The organism is Candidatus Neomarinimicrobiota bacterium (assembly GCA_022567655.1).
GTDB lineage: Bacteria > Fidelibacterota > SORT01 > SORT01 > SORT01 > JADFGO01.
The window spans coordinates 1-3,794 of record JADFGO010000136.1; the positions used below are offsets into that span (position 1 = coordinate 1).

7 protein-coding genes are annotated in these 3,794 nt (G+C 44.5%); 3 read left to right on the plus strand and 4 right to left on the minus strand.

The features are described 5' to 3' along the window. The 3 genes from IID12_10020 to IID12_10030 form a co-directional block, all read right to left on the minus strand. A partial coding sequence (locus tag IID12_10020) for a hypothetical protein (GenBank protein MCH8289423.1) occupies nt 1-395 on the minus strand: 395 nt, incomplete at its 3' end. Between the two features lie 11 nt (nt 396-406). Then, on the minus strand, nt 407-1,111 hold the full coding sequence (locus tag IID12_10025) for a zf-HC2 domain-containing protein (protein ID MCH8289424.1): 705 nt from the start codon (nt 1,109-1,111) through the stop codon (nt 407-409). After that, nucleotides 1,101-1,703, minus strand: a complete 603-nt coding sequence (locus IID12_10030) for a sigma-70 family RNA polymerase sigma factor (protein ID MCH8289425.1) — start codon at nt 1,701-1,703, stop codon at nt 1,101-1,103. The genes IID12_10025 and IID12_10030 overlap by 11 nt, the downstream gene beginning before the upstream one ends. A gap of 261 nt (nt 1,704-1,964) precedes the next feature. Here IID12_10030 and IID12_10035 point away from each other — a divergent pair, with 261 nt between their 5' ends. The 3 genes from IID12_10035 to IID12_10045 all read left to right on the plus strand — a co-directional run bounded on the left by IID12_10035 (nt 1,965) and on the right by IID12_10045 (nt 3,352). Then, complete coding sequence (locus tag IID12_10035) at nt 1,965-2,363, plus strand: HEAT repeat domain-containing protein (GenBank protein MCH8289426.1); 399 nt, start codon at nt 1,965-1,967, stop codon at nt 2,361-2,363. A gap of 97 nt (nt 2,364-2,460) precedes the next feature. Next, nucleotides 2,461-2,877 (plus strand): hypothetical protein, encoded by a 417-nt coding sequence (locus IID12_10040; protein MCH8289427.1) that lies wholly within the window; start codon nt 2,461-2,463, stop codon nt 2,875-2,877. 25 nt (nt 2,878-2,902) lie between these two features. Further along, entirely contained in the window at nt 2,903-3,352 is a 450-nt protein-coding gene (locus tag IID12_10045) for a DoxX family membrane protein (protein ID MCH8289428.1), read from the plus strand. A gap of 113 nt (nt 3,353-3,465) precedes the next feature. Here the strand turns inward: IID12_10045 and IID12_10050 are convergent. Then, the coding region (locus tag IID12_10050) for a pyridoxal-phosphate dependent enzyme (GenBank protein ID MCH8289429.1) at nt 3,466-3,794 on the minus strand (329 nt) is incomplete at its 5' end.

Consider the following 3,794-nt stretch of genomic DNA (forward strand, 5'->3'; position numbering starts at 1 on the left):
ACAGAGGTCTTCTCAAGATATTTTTCTTCCGCTTCTTTGAGCCTTTTAGATCTTTCATCGTCATCCTCGCCGAAGCTAAACGCATAAGAATATCCCCTTCCCCCTGCTATAACCGGAGCTGGGGAAGGCACAAACATGGTCTGTATCATCGGTGTTGAGATCGGAAGTGAGAATATAACGCCGTATTCCGGCAGGTAAAATCCCCGGCTCCTGCTGTTGAATGACCAATTATAGTTTCCAACTGAATTGAGAAGTTTGTCAACAATTCCTTCCATTATCCTCAGATCTTCGTCCAATCTGTCGTAGTCCATTCCTCTGTTTTTTTGAGCTTCTGCGGTCTGGAAACCAAAAGCTAACAAGATTCCCAGTCCGATTACATATTTCAGTTTATTCATAATAACCTCGATCATTTTCCTTCGATATTTCGTGAACCGGTTAAACTATTTGTCTGATAAGAAGAAAGCCTGTAAAGATTATCCAACAGCTGGTTAGTGCGCACGAATCTGCCCTCATTCCGGTGGACTATCTCATTAATGGACCTTCCAATCAGTGTCAGGTCCTGTCTTCTTTGATTCGCAAACTCATTTGCGAGACTGTTTACGGTTATGATATTCTCGTTCCTCAGTCTCTCTTCGCTCGCCAAAAGCAGGCTGTTCATCAAAACGAGATTTTCCTGCTGAAGCTTTTTGAATTCGGAGAGTAACACGCTCTCCCCCAACTGTCCTTCTCTTTCGCTGTTTTGACCGAATGAAATATACCAGGCGCCGTTTCGGTAGACGGCATCGGTGCGCATGATACCCATAAACAGAGCAATCAGAATAAATGAGGTAACGGCTCCGAAGACGAGCTGCCTCGGGCTAAATCCGACGGCATTGAATTTGCCGAGTATCCTACCGAAAAGAGGGAGTTTCTCCTCAACGAATACAAGACTCGTTTCCGGCAGTTCTTCGGTCCATCTGCCGAGTGCGGTGGACGTTTCCAACAGCCGCTTATGTTTTTCGGTGCACGACTCGCATGTTGAGAGGTGTTCGCGAGCGAGCTTTTCTTCCTCTCCGGATATATCTTCATAAATTAAACCGGTAAACAGTTCTTCCATATTATCACAGTTCATATTGAAATACCTCCTTATCTATCTCAAGGCTCGACAGCGCCTTCCGAAGCGCGTTCAAGCCGTAATACATCCTTGATTTAACCGTGTTCAGAGGCTCCTGTAGTATCTCGGAAATTTCCCTGAATTTTAGCCCTTGATATTCCTTCATAATAATAACGATCCTCTGTTCCTCCGGAATCATCTTAAGTCCCTTCCTGATTATCTCGGCTACTTCGCCCTGATAAAGGGCGTCGTCGGCGCTCTCCGAATCGTCTGTTAGAAACTCCTGAAGTTCAACTTCCTCTCCGTTGCTCGTTCTGATCGTATCGTGCAGAGAGAGCGATGGTGATCGCCTCTGTATTCTCATTTCGTCGCGGCAGAGATTCATCGTTATTTGGTATATCCAGGGTGAAAACTTCCCGGGGTCCTTAAGTTTCCTCAAACCCTTATATGCCCTTATAAATGCTTTTTGTGTCACGTCTTTTGCGTCTTCTCTTCTGCCGAGAACTTTAAATGCAAAGTTATAAAGCTTCACCTGCCAGCGGTTGACCAAAACGTTGAACGCCTGAACGTCCCCGTCAAGATATTTAAGTATCAGCTCGCTATCTTCCATATATCCCCGTCTTACTCTTATTTAAGACTTCAAAAGAGCATGAAAAGTTCTATTATCTATGAAGATATACAGATAGGTGCGAATTCGGCAAGTAATAATGACCAGAGACCGGAAATACGAATTATTTATGAAGAGCGAATAAAAACGAAAACCTTTTTGTAGTTCCGGGTGTCTTATATAGTGAAACAACTACTCCGGGAAAGACGTAGATAGATGGAGAAAACGGGAGTGGAAGAATTTAGATGATAACGGAGGTAAGAAATGAAACGCACAACGGTAACCAGGACAATATCAGCCATGTTGACGGCGGGAATGATATTGGGGGCGGTCATCTCTGTTGCGGCAGAAGAAGATGAAACCACAAGGCTTATAAAGACGCTGAGAGCCGATAACCTCGGACGGAGAGTAAGCGCTGCTCATATATTGGGCCAAAACAAGGAGGTAAGGGCAGTCAATCCACTGATTCGAATGCTTGAGAACGATATCAAATACTCCGCGAGAATTTCAGCCGCGGTCGCGCTCGCTCAGATAGGCGACAAAAAGGCGCTGAGTGCGCTCAAAAACTCGGCGAGAAACGATAAGGACGGGAATGTCAGAACTGTGGCAAGAGGGGCGATTTTCGAGATCGAAAGATCAGACGTAAAGATAGTGATGGAATAACAGAGCGCCACAGAACGATCTAAAGCCCGCGCCGATAGTGTGCGGGCTTTTTATTATGCTTCCGTTTTGGGTTTAACAAGAGTAATATTAACCTCTGATGGAAGATACCCCTCCCGAAGATAAAAGCGAGCTGGCAAAAGAAGCAGGAAACCCCGATCTCACAGCGAGTAGAGCTTTATTCGATTTTTCGGTTCTGATCATTCTCATATATCTGTTTTTGGCGGTTGTGAATCCCCACAAGAGAGTGTATCATCTTTTAATGTCACTGCCGTATCTGATAGTCGCAATCTTAGCGAAGAGGAAATCGAAATTGCTCTACCCGCTGGGATTAGCCGCCGCGGTCATCCCCCTGTCGATCGGCTTTTTTAACGGCGACTATCTGATTTCGCTCGGAGAATGGGGCATGTTCCTCCAAAAAGGCTCGAGTCTCCGTTTTTTTGAATTAGCCGACGCTGTTCTATTGCTTGGCTTTGCAGGGATGGGGTATTATTCCATTAAGAGGATTTTTCGATAATTCATAAAGGGAGAAGATTATGCATATGGATTTGAACTCAATTCGTAAGACAGAACCAAACAGTACATTGGGAATAATCCGTATATTCTTAGGTATTATGTTCCTCGGAACAGGTCTGATGAAATACACAGTTCCTATGCTCTGGGAGGCATGGTCGGGTCAGCTGCTTGCCGGTAATATCCCGCTATATGAATTCAGCCGGTACGTAATCCCTGCCATAGAGATCATAATCGGGCTGCTCTTGATCATAGGGCTGTACTCCCGACCCGCGAGCGTTTTTGTTATCGGCATGATGAAAGTTGCAACGTACGTACATATAGTCGCCGACGATCCCGCGCTCTTCCCGCTTCAGCCACACCAGCCGGTTATCCCCTTAGCACTGTTCGCTATGGGAGTCTATGTCCTGATAAAAGGCGGAGGCAGCTGGAGCAGGGATATTCGAGGGAACAGTTTCAGCAGTTTCTGGAATAGGTGAAGTCGGATTTAGAGGACAGTAAGCATCTTTTCATAGGTAGACCAGCTTATTTGTATTGGTCGTGGGCGAAACAGTAAGACTTCACTGATTTATTAAAATGCAAATACATATATTTAATTATCTTTTGATAACTTTATTAGGAATGACATTGCGTTTCTTCTTTCAATATCTCTTTTATCTTTCAGCACTTTACTGCTTCCGCAAATCGTTCCTCCTATCCCAACACAAGCGACTAAGGTATCAATTTCCGGAAGTTGCTCTAACAACTCTCTCCCAAGATCTTTTCCAGATTCTAATGTTTCATTTCTTTCAACCTGATTAACATAAAAATACCTATCTCTTTCTGCAATCCTTTTTGTATGTCCCAAAGCAGCCATAATCCAGCCAAAGGGAAACGGATTTTTCCGGCTACTCAAAAAATAAATCTCAGGATTATGGGGAA

Excerpts from the sequence above, each read along its gene's own strand:
- IID12_10045 (MCH8289428.1), top strand. The coding sequence starts at position 2,903 with ATGGATTTGAACTCAATTCGTAAGACAGAACCAAACAGTACATTGGGA.
- IID12_10040 (MCH8289427.1), top strand. The coding sequence starts at position 2,461 with ATGGAAGATACCCCTCCCGAAGATAAAAGCGAGCTGGCAAAAGAAGCA.
- IID12_10035 (MCH8289426.1), top strand. The coding sequence starts at position 1,965 with ATGAAACGCACAACGGTAACCAGGACAATATCAGCCATGTTGACGGCG.
- IID12_10025 (MCH8289424.1), bottom strand. The coding sequence starts at position 1,111 with ATGAACTGTGATAATATGGAAGAACTGTTTACCGGTTTAATTTATGAA.
- IID12_10030 (MCH8289425.1), bottom strand. The coding sequence starts at position 1,703 with ATGGAAGATAGCGAGCTGATACTTAAATATCTTGACGGGGACGTTCAG.